Here is a 16,100-nt window from a genome sequence, read left to right as displayed (position 1 = left end):
AGATGCCAAAAGGAAATTTTATGGCTGAACGTTTTGTCGATCTCGGTTGGCTGCGGATATTCCTGGAAGTGGGCCGCTCCGGCAGCCTCTCCGGCGCCGCTGCAGCGCTTGGCCTGACGCAACCGGCCGTCAGCTATCAGATCCGCCGCATCGAGGAGCAGATGGGTGTGCCCCTGTTTCGCCGCCAGCATCGCGGCGTTGTGCTCTCGCCGGAAGGGCAGCGCCTGTTCGAGATCGTCGAAAAATCCGTCGGCAGCGTCGACCATCTGGTGCGCAGTTTCCGCGCCGAGGCGGAACGGCCATCCGTTCGCCTGCGCACGGATTATGCTTTTTCCGCGCTGTGGCTCATTCCGCGCATGCATGCGTTCCGGTTGCTTCACCCAGAAGTGGATATCCAGATCGTCGCCACACAGCGGCTGGATCGTGGCGCGCCGGAAAGTGGCGATATCGCCGTCTTCTTCGGCACGCGCAGCGAATTCGGTCCCGCCGCCACCTTGCTTTTGCCGGAAAAGGTCGTGCCGATCTGTACCAGGGGTTTCGCGGAGCGTCACGGCCCGTTCACCGATCCCTCGCAGCTCGCAGGCACCACGCTCGTCCATCTCGATTCGGAGATGCCATCGCCCTGGTTCGACTGGGAAAGCTATCTTTCTGCCTTCGGCATTGCCCGCGACGCCTATGCCGGCCGCGGCGATCTGCGCTTCAACACCTATTCGCTGGTTGTGCAGGCAGCGCTCAGCGAGCAGGGCGTTGCCATTGGCTGGATGGGCCTTGTCGATTCTCTGCTTGCCGCCCGGACGCTAGTGACGGCCGGCCCGATGCTGGAGGCGCCGGAGCGCGGTTATTGGCTGCTGCCGCCGGCCGCCGCGAACCCGCAGGCGGAGCGGCTGGCGCAATGGCTGCTCACCGAAGCCGCCGCCGGATGATCATTATGCTCTATTCCGCCGTAAGATCGGCAAGAAACGTCTCGCACCAGCGCGATACGTCATTTTCAAGCAGATAATCCATCATGCCGCGCCAGCGTTCCTGCCGCTCCTGCAGCGGCATGTTGATGGCGCGCGCCAGCGCATTGGCGGTGCCGTCGACATCATAGGGGTTGACCAGCAGAGCACCTTTTAGCTTGCGCGCCGCCCCGGCAAAGCGGGATAGCACCAGCACGCCGGGATTGTCCGGGTCTTGCGCCGCGACATATTCCTTGGCGACCAGATTCATGCCGTCGCGCAAGGGAGTCACCAGCCCAACCTTCGCAAGCCGGTAGAGGCCGGCCAGGATCGGGCGGCTGATCGAGCGGTTGATGTAGCGGATCGGCACCCAGTCGACCGTGCCGATCGCACCGTTGACCCGGCCGGCCTGTTCGGCGACCGCGTGCTGCATCGCCTCATATTCCGGCACTTCCGAGCGAGATTTCGGCGTGATCTGCAGATAGGTGACGCTGCGCCGATGCGCGGGATTGTTGGTAATGAAGCGCTCGAAGGCATCGATGCGCTGCGTGATGCCCTTGGAATAATCGAGCCGGTCGACGCCGAGGATCAGGTCGCGGCCTTCAATGCTTTGCCGCACCTTCTGCACCATGCTATGCGACGCGGCCCTGCGGGCGAATTCGGCAAAGCCCGCCGTCTCGATGCCGATCGAATAGGCGCCGCCGCGAAAGTCATGACCGTGCGCGCTGAAATGGCCGGGGCTTTTCTCGATGCCCATTCCCTCGCGCTTCAGGCAACCTGCAAAGTTCTCAAGATCATGGTCCGTCTGAAAACCGAGCAGGTCGTAGGAAGAAAGGCCACGCATGATCTCCTCATGCACCGGCATGGCAAGCACGACGTCCGCCGGCGGCCAGGGAATGTGCAGGAAGAAGCCGATGCGGTTCTTCAAGCCCATCTGCCGCAGCTCTGCCGCCAGTGGAATGAGATGATAGTCGTGCACCCAAATAATGTCGTCAGGTTCGATCAGCGGTGCGAGCCGGTGGGCAAAGAAGCGGTTGACGCGGAAATAGCCGGTCATTTCCTTGCGGGCATATTCGGCGAGATCGAGCCGGTAATGACAGATCGGCCAGAGCACGCGGTTGGCAAAGCCCTGATAATATTCCTCGACATCGGTCTGGGTAAGATCGGTCAGCGCATAGGTGATGTTGCCGTCCTGCGTCATCTGCAGCGGCTCAGGCTCGACGTCGCCGCTCGATTTGCCGGACCAGCCCATCCAGATGCCGCCGCGCTCGGCAAGGGCTGCCTGCAACGCCACGGCAAGGCCGCCCGCAGCTGCTGCGCCCTTGTGATCGGGCACGGAAACGCGGTTGGAAACGATGATGAGACGACTCAACGGTAACTTCCTTTCGAGAAGGCTGGGATCGGTGTCGATGTGATCGACGGATTACTTGACGAGTGTTCCCAGCACGTCTCTTAAACGCGCAGGCGAGCCAATGGATGCACGCGCAAGCGTTTTTCCGTTGGCATCGCCGATGCGCACGGATTGGCCGCCGAGACGGTTGGCGGCGGCAAACATCGTCTCGTCGGTCACGTCGTCGCCGATCGCGACCGGGCGGCGCCCCTCGAAAGGCGTTTCGGCAAGAAACGCCTCGACGGCATGTCCCTTGCTGGCGTGGGAAGGGCAGATTTCAAGGACCATCTTGCCGCGCTGAAGGTTCCAGTCGGGACCGGCTTCCTCCAGATGGCGTTGCATGACTTCGCCGATTTCGGCCTCGTATGCGGGTGCGTGCCGAAAGTGAACCGCGACCGCAGCCCCCTTGTCCTCGACAATGGCGCCGGGCCAGGCGAGCGCTTCGTGCCGAATGACCTGCTTCATCTCCTGGAAGGCAGGCGGAATATGCGCGCGCCGCAGCCGTCCCGCCGCATCGCGGCGTTCCGCGCCATGCAAGCCGGCGACGGGAAAGCGGAATGGGGCAAAAAGGGGATCGACGAATTCGATGGCGCGGCCCGTCACCAAGGCGAGCGCGCCTCCAAGCTGACGAGAGAGCGCATGCAGCGTGCCGGGCAGATAGTCGGGCACGACGATCGCTTCCGGCCTTTCGGCGAGATCGAGCAGGGTTCCGTCAATATCGAGGAACAAGGCCCAGTCCTGCGGATACAATGAGAGTGCGGTAAGGGCCGGCTCGTTCAGCGGCCTCTGTTTGGCTTCACCCTGTTCGGGCTGTTCCTGAGAAGACATGCTGGGTTAGCTAAGGCGCTCTTCTCGTTTGGCAAGGCAAAAAATAACAGCTCAAAATCAAAAGGGGCCGCCTTAAGCGACCCCCCATGAGCTTTGGCCCGTAACTGGCCTGAAGCGGCGAACGCTTCGGGAAGGTGTTGATCAGAGCGAGGGCTGCCTCGCAACGCTCACAACCATTTCCATGCCGTATACAAAGACCGAAATCTCACTAGACATTGGATCACCTTCCTTTCGTTACGTTTCAGACAAGCTTAACGTAGCTCAAATTTGACTTGATGCAAGAGGCACGGCCTCGGGGAGCTTCACACTTATTGTCGCAGTGAAATGTGTTGCCCGCCGCATCTCGAGCAGAGCCCTGCCGTAGCGGCCTTCACGAAGAAAATGTTGCGATGCGAAACGTGAACGGACGAAGCGTCAAATATCTGTCATCTTGCGCTGCACGGGATGGAAAATTAAGACTTTATTACCCATTCCGCATAAACAATCGTCCTAGAGCCGGATGATTTTAGGTCGGCTCGACCTAAAATCTGAGCCGCTCTGGAATCGAAGAAGTAGAGCGTGATGTCGTCCGAAAACCGCCTACACTTTTCGGCATCACGCTCTGGATTTGCCATTCTCCCGCGGGACAGAAAGACAGCGGGAATCGGAGTAGAAGACGCATGTGTCGCTGGGCAGCCTATCGTGGAGACCCCCTCTATCTGGAGGAGCTGGTGTCTTCGCCCGCCCACTCCCTGATCGAACAATCCCATTGCGCCACGCGCGCCAAGACGGCGACCAATGGTGACGGCTTCGGCATCGCCTGGTATGGCGATCGGCCGGAACCGGGCCGTTACCGCGATATCCTGCCGGCCTGGTCCGATTGCAATCTGAAGAGCCTGGCGCGGCAGATCCGTTCGCCGCTCTTCCTCGCCCACGTCCGTGCTGCCACAGGCGGCGGCACACGCCGCGACAATTGCCATCCCTTTGTTTTCGAGAACTGGTCATTCCAGCACAACGGCCAGATTTCCAATTTCGACCGCCTGCGCCGGCCGATGGAAGCCATGCTCGACGACCGGCTGTTCCATGCCCGCAGCGGCACCACCGATTCCGAGCTCCTGTTCCTGTTGGCGATGCAACTCGGTCTCATGACAAATCCGACCGCGGCGATCGCGCAGACCATCGGCTTCGTCGAAGGCCTGTCGCTGCATCTGACGGGTTCGGTACTGGTGCGCTTCACGGCGGCCTTCTCCGACGGTAAGTCGCTCTACGCCATCCGCTATGCGACCGATCGCAAGGCGCCGACGCTGTATGCCTCTCCGGTCGGGTCAGGCTATTGCCTCGTGTCGGAGCCGCTGAACGACGATGTCGATGCCTGGCGCGAGATCCCCGATGGCAGCGCCGTTCTGATCGACGATACGGGCGTCCATGTCACGCCCTTCCAGCCGGAAGAGCATGCCGCCGGAGAGATCCGGACGCCGGCTGCTATTCCTGCTTGAGCTGTTCCGATATCAGCGCCGCCAGCCGCACCGCCACCTCATCCTTGTCGAGATCCGGCCACTGCTCGACGCCGTGATGGCTGATAATCTTCACGCGATTGCGCGTGCCGCCCATGATGCCGGTTGCGGGCGAGACGTCGTTGGCGACGATGAAGTCGGCGCCCTTGCGCTCCAACTTCGCACGGGCATTGCTCTCGACATCCTGGGTTTCGGCCGCAAAGCCGATGACGAGTTTCGGCCGCTGTGTATGATGGCCGACGGTTTTCAATATGTCCGGATTTTCGGTGAGCGCCAGCGTTGGGATCGATTCGCCTGGATGCTTCTTGATCTTCTGATCGGAAGCGGAAGCGACGCGCCAGTCCGCGACCGCGGCCACCATGACGGCGATATCGGCCGGCAGAGCAGCCAGAACGGCATCGCGCATCTCGTCTGCCCGTTCGACGTGGATCACGTTGAGACCGACCGGATCGGGTATGGTGACCGGGCCGGAGACGAGCGTGACATCGGCGCCGAGCGCAGCAAGCGCCGCTGCGATGGCATGGCCCTGCCGTCCTGACGAGCGGTTGGCGATGTAGCGCACGGGATCGATCGGTTCATGCGTCGGCCCGGAGGTGACGACCGCCTTCCTGCCGGCAAGCGGCTTGGTGCCGTCATCCAGCCGACGCTCGACGGCGGCGACGATATCGAGCGGCTCCGCCATCCGGCCAGCGCCGCTCTCGCCGCTCTCGGCCATTTCGCCGGTCATAGGACCGACGAAGGCGATGCCGTCGCTGCGTAGAGTTTCGACGTTGCGCCTGGTGGCGGGATGGGCCCACATCTTCGGGTTCATCGCGGGGGCTGCGAGGACTGCCCGGTCGGTGGCGAGCAATATGGTCGAGGCGAGATCGTCGGCCAGCCCGTTCGCCATCTTGGCGAGCAGATCGGCAGTCGCCGGCGCGATCAGCACGAGATCACAGTCGCGCGCCAGCCTGATATGGCCGACATCTTGCTCGTCCTCTCGCGAAAACAGATCGGTGAAGACATGGTCGGCGGCCAGCGCGCCGACGGCAAGCGGCGTGATGAACTGCTGCGCACCAGCCGTCATGACCGGCCGGACGCTTGCGCCGCGCTCGCGCAGCCGGCGGATGAGATCGAGGCTTTTATAGGCCGCGATACCGCCGGAGATAATGAGAAGGATGCGCTTTCCTGCGAGAACCATGCCTGAACCCGTCGCCTGTTCTTTTGCCGACAAGCCTAAGCCTTTGGTGTGTCATAGGCAATCGCCGCGTGCTTCCATCGAGCTCGGCGTGTCGGTGATTGCGATGCGGGCGATCGGATTTTTGGCTATTTGCAGCCAATGATCACGCCGGCATCACCGACTTGTCATTTGCGGGCATCTTCGCCCTCGACGAAAGTGAACGTGTTAACGACCAAAGGAGCAACGCTTTGAAACTGATGAAAGTCGCGGTCATCGCCCTGCCAATCATGGCTGCCGCCATGCCGGCCTTTGCCGAGCGTGCCTATTCACCACAGGAGCAGAAGAACAAGGAAATCGTTCTGGACTTCTACCAGAAGGCGCTAAACGACAAGGATTTCGACGCGGCTTCCAGGTATCTCGGCAAGTACATCCAGCATAATCCTCTTGCCGCCGATGGCCCCGAAGGCCTGCGCGGTTTCCTGGAGTACCTAAAGAAAAACTATCCGCAGTCGAAGAGCGAGATCAAGCGCGTGATGGTCGATGGCGATTATGTGATCCTGCGCGTCCACGCCATTCGCCAGCCGGGCGACCGCGGCAGCGCCATCGTCGATATCTTCCGCCTCGAGGACAACAAGATCCAGGAACATTGGGACTCGGTGCAGCCGATCCCCGAGACCTCGAAGAACAGCAATACGATGTTCTGAGCGGAAAGGCCGTGGGAAATAGAATCCGCGGCTCGTTCAAAGCATTCGAGCGACCTGATCCCGCAACCATTTCCTATGTTGCGGGATTACGTCCGCGTTCCGAAGCTGCCGGCGCGATCATTGTGTCGGCAAAACACTCGGTCAGGTACGCGTGATCGACAGGCCGCCGTCGACGAGCGATGCCGTGCCGCTCACGAAGCTTGCGTCATCGGAGGCGAGATAAAGGACCGAGCGAGCGATCTCTTCCGGGCCGGCGACGCGCTTCAGCGCATGCAGGTTGGTGATGAAAGCCTGCTTTTCGGCCGTGTCGTTCATATCGCGATACATATCGGTATCGACCGCACCTGGCAGGACGGCATTGACGCGGACATTCTGCGGGCCGAATTCGGCGGCGAGCGTTTGCGTCAGGCCGATCAGGCCGGATTTGCTGGCGGCATAGGCGGCGACGCCCGGGAAGCTGACCGTGTGGCCGACAAAGGTCGACGTGAAAATCACGGAACCACCGCCGTGCTTGATCATTTCGCCGATTTGGTGCTTGGCGGCTAGGAAGGACGCGGTGAGGTTGATCGCCAGCGCTTCGGAAAAGCCTGCCTCCGAAACCTCGGTGCTGGGACGGGCCTCGCCGAGCGTGCCGGCATTGTTGAAGGCGATATCAAGCTTGCCGTAACGCTCGACTGCAAGGGTGACCAGCGCCTTGTGATAGTCTTCTGAGCGCACATCGCCGGCCAAGACGGCTGCTTCTCCGCCGGCCGCCTTGATCTCGGCGGCAAGGCTTTCCAGCTCCGCAACACGGCGAGCGCCGACGACAACCTTTGCGCCTTCGGCGGCAAAGAGCTTTGCCGTGACGCGGCCGATGCCGGAACTGGCGCCGGTGACGATTGCGACTTTTCCATTCAAGCGGTTCATTGTTCCATCTCCTGTGTAAGGACGTGTCTTTCGGTTTGTCCGATACGAGGAAGATGGCCTTTTTCGATCGTTCGGATTAGTCTTCAAAAAGAGGAATTCGAATTCGGAGTTTCCGAACGATGCTGAAGATCGACGGGATCGTGACGTTCGTAACTGTAGCCGAGGCCGGCTCGATCAGCGAGGCGGCGCGGCGCCTGCGCCTGTCGAAATCCGTGGTCAGCGAGCGCTTGTCGGAAATGGAGAAAGCATTGGGGGCAACCCTGCTTCACCGCACGACCCGCAAGCTGACCCTGACGGAAGATGGCACCGCTTTCCTGCAGCGCGCCACACGCATCGCGCAGGAGGTGCGCGAGGCGGCGGCCGATCTTGCCGAGCGGCGCGGCACGCTGATGGGGCCTCTGCGCATTGCCGCACCCGTCACCTTCGGCCGCCTGCATCTGGGGCCGGCCCTCTATCCGTTTCTCGCCGATCATCCAGAGATCGAGCTGACGCTCGATCTCGACGACCGTCGCGTCGATGCCGCCTCGGATGGCTATGATGCGATCATTCGCCACGGCCTGATCGCCGACTCGCGCCTCATCGCCTGGAAGCTCGCCCGCAGCCGCCGCCTTCTCGTGGCCTCGCCGGATTATCTCAGTCGTCACGGCAAACCCACGTCGCTCTCCGATCTTGAGGATCACCGCGGGATTTTCTACACGAATCGCGGCGTCGCGGACTGGCGTTTCGAGCGACCAGAGGGCGCCGTCGTCATTCGTGCGAAGCTGGCACTGGGTGTCAACAATGGCGATGTCCTCCACGATGCCGCGATTGCCGGCCTCGGTATCGCCTTGCTGCCGGCCTTCATTGCCGCGCCTTCGGTGAGGGACGGGCGGCTTGTCGAGATCGATGTCGGCTACCGGCCGGAGCCGGAATTCATCTTCATGGCCCATCCGGAGGGACGCAATCCCTCGGCCAAGCTGCGCGCCATCGCCGATCATCTGAAAAAAGCGTTCGGCGATCCGCCCTATTGGGAGCGGAACAAATAATTACGCAATCAGGCTCATGAGGTTGGCGATAACAGGTGATCGCTGCGCCTTGAGGCTGGCAAGACCGAGCCGCGCCACGACCGACGGCCCATCGATTTGCCGATAGGCGACGCCGTCGAGCTTGATTTGTGCGATCGAAGCCGGAACGATGGAAACGCCGAGATTGGCGGCGACGAGATTGACGACGGAGGGGATCTGCGGCGCCTCCTGCGTCACTACGAGGTCGAAGCCGGCTTCGCGGCATGCAGCGACAATGTCGTCATAGAGGCTGAGCCCCACCATGCGCGGAAAGAGGATGAAGGGCTCGCCCGCGAGCGCCGCAACCGGCACGCGTTCCTTTTTCGCAAGCGGATGATGGGCCGGTAGCGCGATCAGCATCGGTTCGTCGGCAAAGCGCTTCAGGCGAACATCCCGCGGATCCTCCAGGCCCGGGCGAATGAATGCCGCGTCGATCTCACCGCGCATCAGCCGCTCCATCAGCGCATTGGTGTTCATCTCTGTGAGTGACAGCCGCACCTCCGGCCAGTGCCGCCGAAACTCGCGAATGGTTGATGTGACGATGGTGTTGAAGGCGGAGGAGGCGGTAAAGCCGAGCGACAGGCGGCCGATCTCGCCGCGATTGGCGCGCTGGGCCGCGAGCTTCGCCTTTTCCGCAGCATCGATCGCCGTCCTCGCCTCGGCCAGAAAAGCCTCGCCGGCAGCCGTCAGTTCTGCGCCATGCGGCACGCGATGGAACAGTTGCGCGCCCACCTCGTTTTCCAGGTCCCGGATCTGCTGGCTGAGCGGCGGCTGGCCGATGCCGAGACTGGCCGCCGCGCGGGTGAAGTTTCCCGCTTCCGCCAGCGCCAGAAAATAGCGGATATGACGCAATTCCATCGCTATCTCCAAAAGCTATTAAGATCGCCTGTTCCATATATTGGACTAATGGAGCTGGTCTGGCTAGATTCCAGGCAAGAAAGGTCAGGTGCCACCAATGTTTCGCGCCGTAAGTCAGCAGCAAACCACTGCGTCCGAAGTTCCCTCCCGCCCCGAATTGACGCTCGTCAGGAACGAGCCGCCGGCCGAGACCCGCCAGTTTCTAACGCGCGGCACGCCTGCCTTCCGCCGCGCGACCATTGGGCTGTTTCTCTCCGGTTTCGCCACTTTCTCGCTGCTCTATTGCGTCCAGCCGCTGATGCCGATCTTCTCTGAGGATTTCGGTGTCACGCCGGCTGCAAGCTCGCTCTCGCTCTCGCTTTCGACTGGCTTCCTGGCCTTCGCGATCTTCGGCGCAGCCGCCGTTTCCGAAAGCCTCGGCCGCCGCAGCCTGATGTTCATTTCGCTGCTCGGCGCGGCCGTCTGCACGATCATCTGCGCGGTGTCGCCAAGCTGGCATATGCTTCTCGCCGTCCGCGCTCTTGAGGGCTTTCTCTTGGGCGGCGTGCCAGCTGTCGCCATGACCTATCTGGCCGAGGAAATCGAACCGCGCGGCCTCGGCGGCGCCATGGGCCTCTATATCGCCGGCAACGCCTTTGGCGGCATGGCCGGGCGCGTGGTGACCGGTACGATCGCCGAATATCTGAACTGGCGGCCGGCATTGGCAGCGGTCGGCATTCTCGGCCTTGTCGCCGCCGTCGGCTTCCTCTATCTCCTGCCGCCTTCGCGCAATTTCACCCCGCGCAAGGGCTTCGATGTGGCCTTCCATCTGAAGGCCTGGAGCTGTCACTTTGGCAATGCCGCGCTGCCGCTGCTCTTTGCCATCGGCTTTCTCGTCATGGGCTCCTTCGTCACCGTCTATAACTATGCCGGCTTCCGTTTGGTCGCTGACCCCTATGATCTCAGCCAGACCGAATTGGGCCTGATCTTCACCGCCTATCTCTTCGGGATCGTCGCATCCTGGGCGGCCGGCCTGCTCGGTGATCGCATCGGCCATTTCGTCGTGCTGCCGGTGGGCGTGCTGATCGCCGCACTCGGGGCGGCGGTGACGCTTTCCAGCTCCTTGCCGCTGATCATTCTCGGCATCATCCTGGTGACGATCGGTTTCTTCATGACCCATTCCGTTGCCAGCGCGCTTGTGGGGCGGCTGGCCCATGGCTTCAAGGGCCATGCCTCCTCGCTCTACCTGCTGGCCTATTATCTCGGCTCCAGCATTGCGGGCTCGGTCGGAGGCTATTTCTGGCTTGCCGATGGCTGGAATGCCGTGGTTGCCTTCATCCTCGTCATGCTGGCACTCTGTCTCGTCAGCGCTCTTGCCGTCGCCAGGCTGGCGCGTCGTTGACTCAGGAGGCCGCCATGATCCGCATCGACCATCTCGATCATCTGGTGCTCACGGTCGCGAGCATCGAGGAGAGCTGCGATTTCTATGCCCGTGTCCTCGGAATGGGCGTTGAAACTTTCGGGGAAGGCCGCAAGGCCCTGACCTTCAGTAATCAGAAGATCAATCTGCATCGCGCCGGACATGAATTCGAGCCCAAGGCTGAACGGCCGACACCGGGCTCGGCCGATCTTTGCTTCATCAGCACAACGCCTCTGGATGAGGTCATTGCTCACTTGCAGGCAGAGGGCGTTGCGATTGAGGAAGGCCCGGTGCGCCGAACCGGTGCGACCGGCCCCATTCTCTCGGTCTATTTCCGCGACCCCGATCAAAACCTGATCGAAGTGTCCAACGTCATTCCCTGAGATTGGGCGTCAGAAAGCCCTTCTTGACATCATTTGTTTGTATCATATATTAAACCAATAAGTTAATTAACTTCATGGTTTATTGAGTCGTATGGACACATTGAGCACAACCCTCTCGGCCCTTGCCGATCCTACCCGCCGGGCGATCCTGGCGCGGCTGGCGACCGGCGAGGCATCCGTCTCGGAACTGGCCGAGCCCTTCGATATGTCGCTGGTCGCCGTTTCCAAGCATCTGAAGGTGCTGGAGAGAGCCGGCCTGATTTCGAAGGGAAGGGAAGCGCAATGGCGACCCTGCCGACTGGAGCCCAAGCCGCTGCGGCAGGTCGATGACTGGCTGGAAAGCTACAGGCAGTTCTGGAACGACAATCTCGATCGCCTGGAAGCCTATGCGGCGCTATTGCAAAAGGGAGGAATGGATGACCCCAGCAATTGAGGGCGGCAGCATGCGGCCGCTACGCGAGATCGTGCTGACCCGCGAAATAGCCGCACCGCGCGACTTGCTGTTTCGTCTCTGGACGGAGCCGGAGCATATGGTGCGCTGGTGGGCGCCCCAGAACATGACGGCGCCATCCATCTTTGTCGACCTGCGGGAAGGGGGCGCCTGGCGGCACTGCATTCTCACGCCGGAAGGTAGGGAATATTGGAGCCATGGCCGCTATCTGGAGATCGTACCGCCCGAGCGCCTCGTCTTCACCTTCGCCTGGGAAAATCAGGAGGGTAGGGCCGAACATCCGATGCAGGTGACCGTGGAATTCCATGAGCTTGGCGAGAAGACGCGCCTTGTCTTCCGAAAGGCCGAATTGCCTGACGACAGAGAGCTGAAGCTTCAGACTGGCGGCTGGGAACAGGCGCTCGACAAATATGTCGCTTACGCAGAAGCCACCTCAAGGGAAGGATGAGAGTGATGAAAAAGACCTATCACGGAAGCTGCCATTGCGGTGCCGTCGCTTACGAAGCCGATCTCGATCTGCAGGGCGGCACCTTCAAATGCAATTGCTCGATCTGCAAGAAGAAGCGCAATTGGCTGGCTGTCGCCACGCCCGCCGATTTCCGCCTGACCTCGGGCGAGGACAGCATTGGCGAATATCAGTTCGGCCCGCGCATTCTTCATCATCTCTTCTGCAAGACTTGCGGCATCAGCTCCTTCAACTGGGGTGAAAATCCCGCACTCGGCGGCAAGTTCTATGCGATCAGCATCAGCTGCCTGGACGATGCCACCGATGAGGAACTCGCCTCGCTTCCCGTCGGCTACTTCGATGGCCGCGACGACCGCTTCGATCGTGCACCGGAAGAAACGCGTTATCTTTAGCCGCTCGGCAAGGACTCCCAGTCTTCGAAACGCAGCTTTTGAACCCGTCCAAATTCTCTGACATTGTGCGTTATCAGGATCAGATCGCGGGCGACCGCTTGTCCCGCGATCAAAACGTCGTAGGCACCGATCGGTGTGCCGAGGGAAGCAAGGCTTGCGCGAATTTCGCCGGCTACACGGGCATCTTGCTTATCGAAATCCAGCGTCTCGAATTGCAAGGCATCGACACGTGCCAGATTGTCGGAAACGCGCTGCCCCTTATAGGCACCATAAAACAGCTCGTGTGCGACGATGGCCGGAATGGCGAAATCCTGCGGCTTGTGCCTGCGAAGCTCGTTGACGAAGCCCGGGTGTCCTTTCATCAGCGCGATGACGGCATTGCTGTCGAGCAGATATTTCACTTGAAGATATCCAACTCGGGGCGTTGCTGCTCAGCCGGTTGCTCGGTCGCTGCTTCTACAAAGTCATCATCGATCGGGCCTGTTACGGCTTCCAGCCAGTCCCAATCTTCGGGGATCGGCTCCAGAATGATTGCCTTTCCCTGCCGGCGGATGCGCACTTCCTCGCCGTCGAGGCGGAATTCCTTCGGCAAGCGCACGGCCTGCGACCGGCCGGACCAGAAGATCTTTGCGGTGTCCATGCCATAACTCCCTTGAGATATGACATTGATATATAGCATCTCAAGTCTGATTTCAATTCGAGGCGTCACGATCCCGATCTTGTCGCGAGCCAAATGACGTGGCGCGCGCCTGTCTTGCCATTGGCGCGCGTATTGACCACCTCGGCGGCAAAACCGCTGTCGCGCAGCCGCCGTGTGAAGCGGTCGTCGGGTCCCGAAGACCAGACGGCGAGGACGCCGCCGGAACGCAGCGCATCGCGCGCCGCTTTCAGGCCCTGATAATCGTAAAGGCCGTCATTAGCTTCGGATGTGATGCCATCCGGCCCGTTGTCGACATCGAGCAGAATGGCGTCGTAGGCCGCCTTGCGAGCGCGGATGAGTGGACGCACATCCCCTTCATGAATGGCGACGCGCGGATCATCGAGGCAGCCGTCGAAGACCGTTGCCATCGGCCCGCGTGCCCAGGTCACGACAGCCGGAACCAGTTCCGCGACCGTGACCTTGGCGTCCGCACCGAGTTCGCCGAGGGCAGCGCGCAGGGTAAAGCCCATCCCGAGGCCGCCGATCAATATGTGCGGCGCCTTCCGGCCCTTGATCTTCTCGCAGGAAAGACTGGCTAGCGCGCGCTCGGAGCCGCTCAGGCGGCTGTTCATCAGCTCGTTGGTGCCGAGCATGATGGAAAATTCCTGGCCGCGCTGCTTCAGGCGCAGCTCACCGCCGCCAGGGATTTTCGCAGTGTCAAGCAAGGTCCAGGGGATCACGGGCAACTCTCAACTCATTTTGAATTGCCCGGACCATAGTCTTTCGGTGCCGCTAAGAACAGACGCGCTTATCCCAAACGGATATAGGGCACATCCTTTTTCGCAACTTCATCAAGCGCTTCCTCATAGCCGGCATCGGCATAACGCATGACGCCGAGTGCCGTGTCGTTGGTCAGCGCGTGGTCGAGCCGTTCGTCGGCGGCTTGCGTGCCATCGGCGACGACGGTGACGCCACAGCTGGTCATATAGCCGGCATAGCCGCCACCGCCGGAATGGACGACGACGAGATCGGCCATGGACGAGCAGAGCATCATCGCGTCGATCAGCGGCCAGTCGGCAATCGCGTCGGAGCCGTCCTTCATGCGCTCGGTCATGATGTTCGGATGGGCCATGGCGCCGGCATCGAGATGGTCGCGCGAAAAGGCGATCGGCCCCTTCAGCTCTCCGCCTGCCACAAGCTCATTGACACGGAGGGCAAGGGCGGTGCGCTCTCCGTGGCCGAGCCACGCGATACGCGCCGGCAGCCCTTCGAAGGGCACGTGCTGACGGGCGAGCTTGATCCAGTTGGTAATGATCTTGTTGTCCGGGAACATTTCCAGCAGCAGATCGTCGATGCGCGCGATATCGCTTTCCTCGCCTGAAAGCGCCATCCAGCGGAAGGGCCCGATGGCACGGCAGAAGAGCGGCCTGAGATAGGCTTCGGTGAAGATCGGAATATCGAAGGCGTTCGCAACGCCGCCTTCCTTCGCCTGTGTGCGGATCAGGTTGCCGTTGTCGAAGACTTCGGAGCCCTTTTTCTGAAAGTCCAGCATGGCCTTCACATGCTCGACGATCGAGGCGCGGCTTGCAGCCATGAGCTGACCCTGGCCATCGTCGCGGAGATCCCGAACTTGCTGCAGGCTCATGCCCTTCGGCACATAACCATAGACGAGATCGTGGGCCGAGGTCTGGTCGGTAACTATATCGGGCACGATGCCGCGCCGCGCAATCTCGGGATAGATTTCGGCGGCATTGCCGACGAGGCCGACGGAAAGCGCCCGCTTTTCCTTGACGGCGGCGTCGATCATCGCCAGCGCCGAATCGAGATCCGGAGCGATTTCCTGCAGGTAGCCTATTTCCTGGCGCTTCCTCGCGCGCTCGGCATCGATATCGACGCAGAGGATCGCCGCCCCCGCCATGCGACCGGCGAGCGGCTGCGCGCCGCCCATTCCGCCGAGACCCGCCGTCAGCACAAAGCGGCCGAAGAGATCGCCGCCAAAGCGGCGCTCGGCGATTCGCATGAAGATTTCGTAGGTGCCCTGGATGACGCCCTGGCTGCCGATATATTGCCAGGCGCCGGCCGTCAGGCCACCCCAACAGATCAAGCCCTTGCGCTGCAATTCGTAGAAGACTTCCGCCTTCGCCCATTGCCCGACGATGTTGCAGTTCGCCATGATAACGAGCGGCGCCTTGTCATGCGTGCGGATGAGGCCAATCGGCTTGCCGGATTGGATGAGCAGGGTCTGGTTCTCATCCATTTCGGTCAGCGCCTTGACGATGCCCTTATGCGCCGCCCAGTTGCGCGCTGCCTTGCCGAGGGCGGCGTAGACGACGAGATTGTCGGGATCTTCACCGACCGAAAGCACGTTTTCGAGCAGGCGCAACAGGGCCTCCTGTCGCCAGCCCTTGGCACGCAGCTCCGGCCCGCCCGGAATGGGGAATTTCGGGTGACGTGGATTGGCTTTCGGCATGATTGCTTTTCCTCTTGTTTGATAGTCTCTCCTTCTCCCCAGCGGGGGTTCGAAGGACAGGTCGAGACCCGTGGCTCGACCCCGGTTGGTGGCCCGAAGGGTCGGATGAGGGGGCGATGCGGCACATATCGTCTTCGCGTACCGCTCAGACGTTCGCTCCTTAGTCTCTCATCCCCTCATCTGTCCTGACGGACATCTTCTCCCCGCTGGGGAGAAGAGGAGTGTTCTTCAATACGCGTTCACTTCGGCGGCAGGCCTTCGACGAAGTCTAGCGCAGCCAGAAGCAGCCGCTTGCGCAGCATGTCATTGCCATAAGCGTCCGGCCCGGCGCGCACCCATCCCAGCATTTTTCGGCCGCCCAACTGCATGGGTTTGACGTCACGCTGCTCCAGCGCCCAGGCATCATTGCCTTTGCCGAGGCGGATCAGCATCCCATCATCACGGGCGCCGCACATGAGATGGCCATTGAGCAGAAAGGCCCAGCCGCCGAACATTCCTTTCTCCCTGAGCCCGGGCCGTCGCCCGAGCTCTTCTCTCAGCAATTCTTCAAGACCTGTGTCACGAGCCATCTGCGCCTCCC

General features: G+C 61.4%; 19 protein-coding genes. 9 read left to right on the top strand and 10 right to left on the bottom strand.

Annotation, left to right across the window (positions count from 1 at the left end; all coding sequences use genetic code 11):
- The first annotated feature begins 20 nt into the window (after nucleotides 1-20).
- Nucleotides 21-923 carry a choline sulfate utilization transcriptional regulator gene (locus tag FBZ99_RS13505; protein WP_145633581.1) on the top strand — a complete coding sequence of 301 codons (903 nt, stop codon included), beginning with the start codon at nucleotides 21-23 and terminating at the stop codon, nucleotides 921-923.
- Between the two features lie 10 nt (nucleotides 924-933).
- Here FBZ99_RS13505 and otsA read toward each other — a convergent pair whose 3' ends face one another.
- Together otsA and otsB are read right to left on the bottom strand one after the other, a co-directional pair.
- A complete protein-coding gene (gene otsA, locus FBZ99_RS13500; protein ID WP_113329945.1) occupies nucleotides 934-2,310 on the bottom strand; it encodes an alpha,alpha-trehalose-phosphate synthase (UDP-forming) in 1,377 nt (458 codons plus the stop codon).
- Between the two features lie 51 nt (nucleotides 2,311-2,361).
- On the bottom strand, nucleotides 2,362-3,156 hold the full coding sequence (otsB, locus tag FBZ99_RS13495; protein ID WP_113389997.1) for a trehalose-phosphatase: 795 nt from the start codon (nucleotides 3,154-3,156) through the stop codon (nucleotides 2,362-2,364).
- 659 nt (nucleotides 3,157-3,815) lie between these two features.
- Here otsB and FBZ99_RS13490 point away from each other — a divergent pair.
- Nucleotides 3,816-4,631 (top strand): class II glutamine amidotransferase, encoded by an 816-nt coding sequence (locus FBZ99_RS13490; protein WP_113351353.1) that lies wholly within the window; start codon nucleotides 3,816-3,818, stop codon nucleotides 4,629-4,631.
- Here FBZ99_RS13490 and coaBC read toward each other — a convergent pair.
- On the bottom strand, nucleotides 4,618-5,829 hold the full coding sequence (gene coaBC, locus FBZ99_RS13485; protein ID WP_113351352.1) for a bifunctional phosphopantothenoylcysteine decarboxylase/phosphopantothenate--cysteine ligase CoaBC: 1,212 nt from the start codon (nucleotides 5,827-5,829) through the stop codon (nucleotides 4,618-4,620). The genes FBZ99_RS13490 and coaBC overlap by 14 nt on opposite strands.
- A gap of 236 nt (nucleotides 5,830-6,065) precedes the next feature.
- Here coaBC and FBZ99_RS13480 point away from each other — a divergent pair, with 236 nt between their 5' ends.
- Nucleotides 6,066-6,512 (top strand): nuclear transport factor 2 family protein, encoded by a 447-nt coding sequence (locus FBZ99_RS13480; RefSeq protein WP_186450311.1) that lies wholly within the window; start codon nucleotides 6,066-6,068, stop codon nucleotides 6,510-6,512.
- A 141-nt stretch (nucleotides 6,513-6,653) separates the two neighbouring features.
- Here FBZ99_RS13480 and FBZ99_RS13475 read toward each other — a convergent pair whose 3' ends face one another.
- Nucleotides 6,654-7,418, bottom strand: a complete 765-nt coding sequence (locus FBZ99_RS13475) for an SDR family oxidoreductase (RefSeq protein WP_145633578.1) — start codon at nucleotides 7,416-7,418, stop codon at nucleotides 6,654-6,656.
- 119 nt (nucleotides 7,419-7,537) lie between these two features.
- Between FBZ99_RS13475 and FBZ99_RS13470 the strand changes: the two genes are divergently transcribed.
- A complete protein-coding gene (locus FBZ99_RS13470; RefSeq protein ID WP_145633575.1) occupies nucleotides 7,538-8,443 on the top strand; it encodes a LysR family transcriptional regulator in 906 nt (301 codons plus the stop codon).
- Here FBZ99_RS13470 and FBZ99_RS13465 read toward each other — a convergent pair whose 3' ends face one another.
- Complete coding sequence (locus FBZ99_RS13465; RefSeq protein ID WP_145633572.1) at nucleotides 8,444-9,319, bottom strand: LysR family transcriptional regulator; 876 nt, start codon at nucleotides 9,317-9,319, stop codon at nucleotides 8,444-8,446.
- 97 nt (nucleotides 9,320-9,416) lie between these two features.
- Here FBZ99_RS13465 and FBZ99_RS13460 point away from each other — a divergent pair, with 97 nt between their 5' ends.
- From FBZ99_RS13460 to FBZ99_RS13440, 5 genes are all read left to right on the top strand, one after another.
- Nucleotides 9,417-10,700 (top strand): MFS transporter, encoded by a 1,284-nt coding sequence (locus FBZ99_RS13460; protein WP_145633569.1) that lies wholly within the window; start codon nucleotides 9,417-9,419, stop codon nucleotides 10,698-10,700.
- A gap of 14 nt (nucleotides 10,701-10,714) precedes the next feature.
- Nucleotides 10,715-11,101, top strand: coding sequence for a VOC family protein (locus FBZ99_RS13455; RefSeq protein ID WP_069611110.1), 387 nt, complete (start codon nucleotides 10,715-10,717; stop codon nucleotides 11,099-11,101).
- Between the two features lie 91 nt (nucleotides 11,102-11,192).
- Nucleotides 11,193-11,534 (top strand): ArsR/SmtB family transcription factor, encoded by a 342-nt coding sequence (locus FBZ99_RS13450; protein WP_113329955.1) that lies wholly within the window; start codon nucleotides 11,193-11,195, stop codon nucleotides 11,532-11,534.
- Nucleotides 11,518-12,000 carry an SRPBCC family protein gene (locus FBZ99_RS13445; protein ID WP_145633565.1) on the top strand — a complete coding sequence of 161 codons (483 nt, stop codon included), beginning with the start codon at nucleotides 11,518-11,520 and terminating at the stop codon, nucleotides 11,998-12,000. The genes FBZ99_RS13450 and FBZ99_RS13445 overlap by 17 nt, the downstream gene beginning before the upstream one ends.
- Before the next feature lie 5 nt (nucleotides 12,001-12,005).
- Nucleotides 12,006-12,410 carry a GFA family protein gene (locus FBZ99_RS13440; protein WP_145633561.1) on the top strand — a complete coding sequence of 135 codons (405 nt, stop codon included), beginning with the start codon at nucleotides 12,006-12,008 and terminating at the stop codon, nucleotides 12,408-12,410.
- Here the strand turns inward: FBZ99_RS13440 and FBZ99_RS13435 are convergent.
- From FBZ99_RS13435 to FBZ99_RS13415, 5 genes are all read right to left on the bottom strand, one after another.
- Complete coding sequence (locus tag FBZ99_RS13435; RefSeq protein WP_113351343.1) at nucleotides 12,407-12,811, bottom strand: type II toxin-antitoxin system VapC family toxin; 405 nt, start codon at nucleotides 12,809-12,811, stop codon at nucleotides 12,407-12,409. The two genes, FBZ99_RS13440 and FBZ99_RS13435, sit on opposite strands and share 4 nt — an antisense overlap.
- Nucleotides 12,808-13,050: a type II toxin-antitoxin system antitoxin VapB gene (gene vapB, locus FBZ99_RS13430; RefSeq protein WP_113351342.1), complete on the bottom strand. Its 243-nt coding sequence runs from the start codon at nucleotides 13,048-13,050 to the stop codon at nucleotides 12,808-12,810. Before vapB ends, FBZ99_RS13435 begins: the two co-directional genes overlap by 4 nt.
- Nucleotides 13,051-13,115: 65 nt before the next feature.
- The gene (locus tag FBZ99_RS13425) at nucleotides 13,116-13,790 is read right to left on the bottom strand and encodes a spermidine synthase (protein ID WP_113329960.1); all 675 of its coding nucleotides are present in this window, start codon (nucleotides 13,788-13,790) and stop codon (nucleotides 13,116-13,118) included.
- 68 nt (nucleotides 13,791-13,858) lie between these two features.
- Complete coding sequence (locus FBZ99_RS13420; RefSeq protein ID WP_145633558.1) at nucleotides 13,859-15,520, bottom strand: urocanate hydratase; 1,662 nt, start codon at nucleotides 15,518-15,520, stop codon at nucleotides 13,859-13,861.
- Between the two features lie 239 nt (nucleotides 15,521-15,759).
- Nucleotides 15,760-16,089 carry a TfoX/Sxy family protein gene (locus tag FBZ99_RS13415; RefSeq protein ID WP_145633555.1) on the bottom strand — a complete coding sequence of 110 codons (330 nt, stop codon included), beginning with the start codon at nucleotides 16,087-16,089 and terminating at the stop codon, nucleotides 15,760-15,762.
- Nucleotides 16,090-16,100: the final 11 nt, after the last annotated feature.

Source organism: Rhizobium sp. ERR 1071 (assembly GCF_007828675.1).
In the GTDB taxonomy this organism is placed as follows: domain Bacteria; phylum Pseudomonadota; class Alphaproteobacteria; order Rhizobiales; family Rhizobiaceae; genus Rhizobium; species Rhizobium dioscoreae.
This window is presented reverse-complemented; position numbering and strand designations above follow the sequence as displayed.

Coding starts and splice junctions, on each gene's coding strand:
- FBZ99_RS13505 (WP_145633581.1), top strand. CDS start 21: ATGGCTGAACGTTTTGTCGATCTCGGTTGGCTGCGGATATTCCTGGAA.
- otsB (WP_113389997.1), bottom strand. CDS start 3,156: ATGTCTTCTCAGGAACAGCCCGAACAGGGTGAAGCCAAACAGAGGCCG.
- FBZ99_RS13490 (WP_113351353.1), top strand. CDS start 3,816: ATGTGTCGCTGGGCAGCCTATCGTGGAGACCCCCTCTATCTGGAGGAG.
- coaBC (WP_113351352.1), bottom strand. CDS start 5,829: ATGGTTCTCGCAGGAAAGCGCATCCTTCTCATTATCTCCGGCGGTATC.
- FBZ99_RS13480 (WP_186450311.1), top strand. CDS start 6,066: ATGAAAGTCGCGGTCATCGCCCTGCCAATCATGGCTGCCGCCATGCCG.
- FBZ99_RS13475 (WP_145633578.1), bottom strand. CDS start 7,418: ATGAACCGCTTGAATGGAAAAGTCGCAATCGTCACCGGCGCCAGTTCC.
- FBZ99_RS13470 (WP_145633575.1), top strand. CDS start 7,538: ATGCTGAAGATCGACGGGATCGTGACGTTCGTAACTGTAGCCGAGGCC.
- FBZ99_RS13465 (WP_145633572.1), bottom strand. CDS start 9,319: ATGGAATTGCGTCATATCCGCTATTTTCTGGCGCTGGCGGAAGCGGGA.
- FBZ99_RS13460 (WP_145633569.1), top strand. CDS start 9,417: ATGTTTCGCGCCGTAAGTCAGCAGCAAACCACTGCGTCCGAAGTTCCC.
- FBZ99_RS13455 (WP_069611110.1), top strand. CDS start 10,715: ATGATCCGCATCGACCATCTCGATCATCTGGTGCTCACGGTCGCGAGC.
- FBZ99_RS13450 (WP_113329955.1), top strand. CDS start 11,193: ATGGACACATTGAGCACAACCCTCTCGGCCCTTGCCGATCCTACCCGC.
- FBZ99_RS13445 (WP_145633565.1), top strand. CDS start 11,518: ATGACCCCAGCAATTGAGGGCGGCAGCATGCGGCCGCTACGCGAGATC.
- FBZ99_RS13440 (WP_145633561.1), top strand. CDS start 12,006: ATGAAAAAGACCTATCACGGAAGCTGCCATTGCGGTGCCGTCGCTTAC.
- vapB (WP_113351342.1), bottom strand. CDS start 13,050: ATGGACACCGCAAAGATCTTCTGGTCCGGCCGGTCGCAGGCCGTGCGC.
- FBZ99_RS13420 (WP_145633558.1), bottom strand. CDS start 15,520: ATGCCGAAAGCCAATCCACGTCACCCGAAATTCCCCATTCCGGGCGGG.
- FBZ99_RS13415 (WP_145633555.1), bottom strand. CDS start 16,089: ATGGCTCGTGACACAGGTCTTGAAGAATTGCTGAGAGAAGAGCTCGGG.